The organism is Micromonospora sp. D75, from assembly GCF_018070405.1.
In the GTDB taxonomy this organism is placed as follows: domain Bacteria; phylum Actinomycetota; class Actinomycetes; order Mycobacteriales; family Micromonosporaceae; genus Micromonospora; species Micromonospora chalcea.
The window spans coordinates 1-6,284 of sequence record NZ_JAGPXV010000349.1 but is presented as its reverse complement, the minus strand read 5'-3'; the positions used below and the strand labels follow the sequence as shown (position 1 = coordinate 6,284).

Annotated in this window: 3 protein-coding genes; 2 read left to right on the top strand and 1 reads right to left on the bottom strand. The window is 73.6% G+C overall.

Going from position 1 to position 6,284, the window contains the following annotated elements:
* A partial coding sequence (locus tag KBX39_RS20095) for an FAD-dependent monooxygenase (RefSeq protein ID WP_210871940.1) occupies window positions 1-992 on the top strand: 992 nt, incomplete at its 5' end.
* A 17-nt stretch (window positions 993-1,009) separates the two neighbouring features.
* Here the strand turns inward: KBX39_RS20095 and KBX39_RS20090 are convergent.
* Window positions 1,010-1,852: a GNAT family N-acetyltransferase gene (locus KBX39_RS20090; RefSeq protein ID WP_069089046.1), complete on the bottom strand. Its 843-nt coding sequence runs from the start codon at window positions 1,850-1,852 to the stop codon at window positions 1,010-1,012.
* 145 nt (window positions 1,853-1,997) lie between these two features.
* Between KBX39_RS20090 and gltB the strand changes: the two genes are divergently transcribed.
* On the top strand, window positions 1,998-6,284 hold a 4,287-nt coding region (gene gltB, locus KBX39_RS20085; RefSeq protein ID WP_210871938.1), incomplete at its 3' end, for a glutamate synthase large subunit.

Below are 6,284 nucleotides of genomic sequence, written 5' to 3'. Positions count from 1 at the left end.
CCACCCCGCTGCCCGACGGCGGCGTGCGCCGCCCGGACGGGCACTGGCTGGTGCAGGCCCGGTCCACCCCGGCCGAGCGGATGCCGGTGGTGGTGCACCGGGAGGACCTGCACGACGCGCTCATCGCCGGCCTGGGTGACCGGGTCGAGCTGCGTACCGGCGTGAGCGTGCGGACGGTGCGCGCCGCGTCCGGTGAGCGCCCGGCGGTGGGCGACGGCCGGCACACCTACGAGGCGGACCTGGTGGTGGCCGCCGACGGCACCGACAGCGAGATCCGCCGGCAGTTGGCGCCGGAGACCTCGGTGGTCAGCTCCGGGTGCGCGTCGTGGCGGGCGGTCATCCCCTGGTACCGGGCCCCGCAACTGCCCGACGACCAGCCGCTGCAGGGGGAGACGCTGGGCGCCGGCTACCGGTTCCTGGCCGCCTCGCTCGGCGAGCGGGGCAACGCCGGGGCGTCCCGCCGGGGCGGCGTCTACTGGGTGGCCACGGCGGCGGGCGCGCCCCGCCCGGAGCCGCCCGAGGTCCAGCTCGCGCTGCTCAAGCGCTGGTTCGCGGGCTGGCCCGCGCCGATCGGCACGCTGCTGGACGCGACCGACCCGGACGACGTGGTGCAGCAGGAGATCCGCGAGCTGCGTCCGCTGCCGAAGGCGTACGGCTTCCCGGCCGGGCCGGGCGGCGTGGTGCTGCTCGGCGACGCGGCGCACGCCATGCCGCCGCACCTCGGCCAGGGCGCCTGCCTGGCGTTCGAGGACGCGGCGACGCTGGCCGGACTGCTACGGGAGTCGCGGCTGCCGGACGCGGTGACCGCGTACGACAGGCTGCGCCGGCCCCGCGCGGCCACGATGGTCCGGCAGACCCGGCGGATGTCGGCGGTCCTGCAGGCCCGGGGCCGGCTGGCGCTGCGCGCCCGCGACGCCGCCCTCGGCACGATCAGCCCGCGCCTGCGTAACACGGCCGCCGCGGCGGCCGCCGCCTGGCAGCCGCCGTCCTGACCTCCGCCGCGGCGGCCTCAGATGACCGCGGCGGGCTCGGCGATGCAGGCGGTGCCGATCCGGCGGAACCCGACCCGCAGGTAGACCCGGGCGATGTCCTCGCTGCCGGCGCTCAGGAAGATCAGGTCGGTGCCGGCAGCGCGCAGTTCCCGAGCGAGGGTGGCGGTCACCGCCGCGCCGAGGCCGCGCCGCCGCGCGGACGGCAGCGTGGCCACCCCGGCGATCTCCGCCACGTCGCCGACCCGCATGGCCATGCCGCCGGCGAGCGCGCCTTCCTCGGGCGTGGCGGCGAGCACGGAGATGCGCCGGCCGTCGGCGACCCGGGTCGCCTCCTCCTCCAGCGCGGCCACGTCCAGCCCGGAGACGGTGGCGTCCCGCTCGGCCGGTCCGGCCTCGCCGCGCGCGGTGCCGCCGTTGGCGAAGCCGACCGCGGCGACGGCCCGCCGCAGCGCGATGTCCGCGGCGAAGCCCGCGTCGCCGGGGTCCAGCACCCGCACCGGTACGTCGCTGAACGTTCCCGGTTCGGGCAGGCGCTCCGGTTCCAGCAGCATCAGCGGCGCCTCCAGCACGCTCAGCCCGGCCGAGCGGGCCACCGCCAGCAGCTCCGGTTGGTGCTCGTGCACCCATTCGAACGCCTCCGGCAGGCCCAGTTCCTGCTGCCGGGTGCGTACCGCGTTGACATCGGCGAGGGTGGGGTGCTCGGTGGCGTCGAGCCGGGGCCGGGCGTAGAACGGCCATCCGGGGCCTTCCCGGACGAAGAGCACCAGGGCGCCGTACTCCTCGGTCCGGGCCCCGTCGCGGGGCACCGCGTCGTAGAACCGCTCCAACCGGTCGAGTACGTCAGCGCGTGCGAGATCCACCGCGCGAGACTACATGTCCCAGCATCTGGAAGTGTGATCAATCTGAACTGGCCTTGCGCCGGAAGCCCTAACGTAGACTCAATAAACCGCAGAGGGCCGACGTCGTCCCCATCATGATCCATCCTGAGTGACGACAGGAGGCCCGGTGGCCTTTCCGTACCCTCACAGCCCGCAGTCGGCCCCACCGGCGACCGGGCTCTACGACCCCGCGTACGAGCATGACGCCTGCGGTGTGGCCTTCGTGGCCGACCTGCACGGGCGGCGCTCGCACCAGGTCGTCGCGAACGGCCTCGGGGCGCTGTGCCGGCTGGACCACCGGGGCGCCCGGGGCGCGGAGCACAACACCGGGGACGGCGCCGGCATCATGATCCAGGTGCCGGACGCGTTCCTGCGCGCCACCGTCGACTTCCCGCTGCCCCCGGCCGGCCAGTACGCCACCGGCCTGGTGTTCCTGCCCGACGACGACGTGGCCGAGACCCGTGCCCGCCAGGTGGTCGACAAGTACGCGCTGGTCGAGGGCGCCGACGTGCTCGGCTGGCGCGAGGTGCCGACCGACCCGTCCGGCCTGGGGGAGACGGCGCTCGCGGCGATGCCCCGGGTCCGGCAGCTCTTCGTGGCCGCGCGCCGGCTGACCGGCTCGCCGGCCGGCCCGGCCGGTTCCCCGCTGACCGGGCTGGACCTGGACCGGGTGGCGTTCTGCCTGCGCAAGCAGGTCGAGCGGGAGACCGCCGAGCGGGGCGTGCCGGCGTACTTCCCGTCGCTGTCCGGCCGCACCATGGTGTGGAAGGGCATGCTCACCCCGGACCAGCTTCCGGAGTTCTACCCGGAGCTGACCGACGAGCGGGTGGTCAGCGCCATCGCGCTGGTGCACTCGCGCTTCTCCACGAACACGTTCCCCTCCTGGCCGCTGGCGCACCCGTACCGGTTCATCGCGCACAACGGCGAGATCAACACGATTCGCGGCAACCGCAACTGGATGCAGGCCCGCGAGGCGCTGCTGCGCAGCCCGAACCTGCCCGGCAACATCCGCCGGGTCTTCCCGGTGTGCACCCCGGCCGCGTCCGACTCGGCGAACTTCGACGAGGTCCTGGAGCTGCTGCACCTGGCCGGGCGGAGCCTGCCGCACGCGGTGCTCATGATGATCCCCGAGGCGTGGGAGAACGACCCGGACATGCGCGCCGACAAGCGCGCCTTCTACCGCTTCCACGCCAGCCTGATGGAGCCGTGGGACGGCCCGGCCTCGGTCGCCTTCACCGACGGCGAGATCGTCGGCGCGGTGCTCGACCGCAACGGGCTGCGCCCGGGCCGCTGGTGGCACACCGCCGACGGGCTGGTGGTGCTAGGCAGCGAGGCGGGCGTGCTCGACCTGGACCCGTCCACCGTGATCGCCAAGGGCCGGCTCCAGCCGGGCCGGATGTTCCTGGTCGACACCGTCAACGGCCGGATCGTCTCCGACGACGAGATCAAGACCGAGCTGGCCGCCGAGCAGCCGTACCAGGAGTGGCTGCACGCGGGCCTGATCGAGCTGGACGACCTGCCGGCCCGCGAGCACATCGTCTACACCCACGACTCGGTACGCCGCCGCCAGCAGGTGTTCGGCTACACCGAGGAGGAGCTGAAGATCCTGCTCGGCCCGATGGCCCGCAGCGGCGCGGAGCCGATCGGCTCGATGGGCACCGACACGCCCATCGCCCCGCTGTCCACCCGGCCGCGGCTGCTCTACGACTACTTCCATCAGCTCTTCGCGCAGGTCACCAACCCGCCGCTGGACGCCATCCGGGAGGAGCTGGTGACCAGCCTGGCGTCCACCATCGGGCCGGAGGGCAACCTGCTCGACCCGGGTCCGGCGAGCTGCCGGCAGATCGTGCTGCCGTACCCGGTGATCGACAACGACGAGCTGGCCAAGATCCTCTCCATCGACGAGGACGGCGACCTGCCCGGCTTCAAGGCGGTCCGGGTCTCCGGTCTCTACCGCCTGCGCGACGGCGGCGCCGGCATCAAGGCCCGGCTGACCGAGATCTGCCGGCACGTCTCCGAGGCGATCGAGGACGGCGTACGCATCCTGGTGCTCTCCGACCGGGACTCCAACGCCGACCTGGCCCCGATCCCGTCGCTGCTGCTCACCGCCGCGGTGCACCAGCACCTGGTACGCGAGCAGACCCGCACCCAGGTGGCGCTGATCGTCGAGTCCGGCGACTGCCGCGAGGTGCACCACGCGGCGGTGCTGATCGGGTACGGCGCGGCGGCGGTCAACCCGTACCTGGCCTTCGAGTCGGTCGAGGACATGATCTCCACCGGCGTGCTGGCCGGCGTCGACCGGGTGAAGGCGGTCCGCAACTACGTCAAGGCGCTCGGCAAGGGCGTCCTGAAGATCATGTCCAAGATGGGGATCTCGACCGTGTCCTCGTACTGCGGCGCGCAGGTCTTCGAGGCGGTCGGCCTGGAGACCCGCCTGGTCGACAGGTACTTCCGGGGCACGCCGAGCACCATCGGCGGCATCGGGCTGGCCGAGATCCACGCCGAGGTGGCGGCCCGGCACGCGCGGGCCTGGCCGGCGCCCGGCGTGCAGGCCACGGACCGGCTGGAGGTCGGCGGCGAGTACCAGTGGCGCCGCGAGGGCGAGCTGCACCTGTTCAACCCGGAGACCGTCTTCCTGCTCCAGCACGCCACCCGCAGCCGCCAGTACGACGTGTTCCGGAAGTACACCGCGAAGGTCGACGAGCTGGCCGCGCAGGCCGGCTCGCTGCGCGGGCTGTTCACGCTGCGCACCGGCGTACGTCCGGCGGTGCCGCTGGACGAGGTCGAGCCGGCCAGCGAGATCGTCAAGCGCTTCGCCACCGGCGCCATGTCGTACGGGTCGATCTCGGCGGAGGCGCACGAGACGCTCGCCATCGCGATGAACCGGCTCGGCGGTAAGTCCAACACCGGTGAGGGCGGCGAGGACGTCGAGCGGCTGCACGACCCGGCGCGGCGCTCCGCGGTCAAGCAGATCGCCAGCGGCCGCTTCGGCGTGACCAGTGAATACCTCGTCAACGCCGACGACCTCCAGATCAAGATGGCGCAGGGCGCGAAGCCCGGCGAGGGCGGGCAGCTACCCGGCAACAAGGTCTGGCCGTGGATCGCCCGGACCCGGCACGCCACCCCCGGTGTCGGCCTGATCTCGCCGCCGCCGCACCACGACATCTACTCCATCGAGGACCTGGCCCAGCTCGTCCACGACCTGAAGTGCGTCAACCCGGCCGCCCGGGTGCACGTCAAGCTGGTCAGCGAGGTCGGCGTGGGCACCGTCGCGGCGGGCGTGGCCAAGCTCAAGGCCGACGTCATCCTGATCTCCGGCCACGACGGCGGCACCGGCGCGTCCCCGCTCAACTCGCTCAAGCACGCCGGCACCCCGTGGGAGCTGGGCCTGGCCGAGGCGCAGCAGACGCTGTTGCTGAACAAGCTGCGCGACCGGGTGACCGTGCAGGTCGACGGCCAGCTCAAGACCGGCCGGGACGTGCTGATCGCGGCGCTGCTCGGCGCCGAGGAGTTCGGCTTCGCCACCGCCCCGCTGATCGTCGAGGGCTGCGTGATGATGCGGGTGTGCCACCTGGACACCTGTCCGGTCGGCATCGCCACCCAGAACCCGGTGCTGCGCGAGCGCTTCACCGGCCGCCCCGAGTTCGTGGAGAACTTCTTCCTCTTCCTCGCCGAGGAGGTCCGCGGCTACCTGGCCGAGCTGGGCTTCCGCAGCATCGACGAGGCGATCGGGCACACCGAGCTGCTCGACGTGGCCGGCGCGATCGACCACTGGAAGGGCCACGGGCTCGACCTGAGCCGCGTGCTGCACCTGCCCGAGCTGCCCGAGGGCGCGGCCCGCCGGGGCGTACGCGCCCAGGACCACGGCCTCGACGCGGCGCTGGACAACCGGCTCATCGAGCTGGCCGGGCCGGCGCTGCGGGAGCGCACCCCGGTCCGGGTCGAGGTCGAGGTGCGCAACGAGCACCGCAGCGTCGGCGCGATGCTCGGCGGCGAGGTGACCCGCCGCTTCGGCGGCGCCGGCCTGCCCGACGACACGATCGAGTTCCTGCTGCGCGGCACCGCCGGCCAGTCGTTCGGCGCGTTCCTGCCGCGCGGCGTCACGCTGCGCCTGCACGGCGACGCCAACGACTACGTCGGCAAGGGACTGTCCGGCGGGCGCCTCGTGGTGCGGCCGGACGCCGACGCGCCGTTCGTCGGCGTGGACGCCGCGCCCGGCCGCCGGGCCGAGGACCAGATCATCGCCGGCAACACCATCCTGTACGGCGCGACCGGCGGCGAGGTCTACCTGCGCGGCCGGGTGGGGGAGCGGTTCGCGGTGCGCAACTCCGGCGCGGTCGCGGTGGTCGAGGGCCTCGGCGACCACGGTTGCGAGTACATGACCGGCGGCACCGTCGTGGTGCTCGGGCCGACC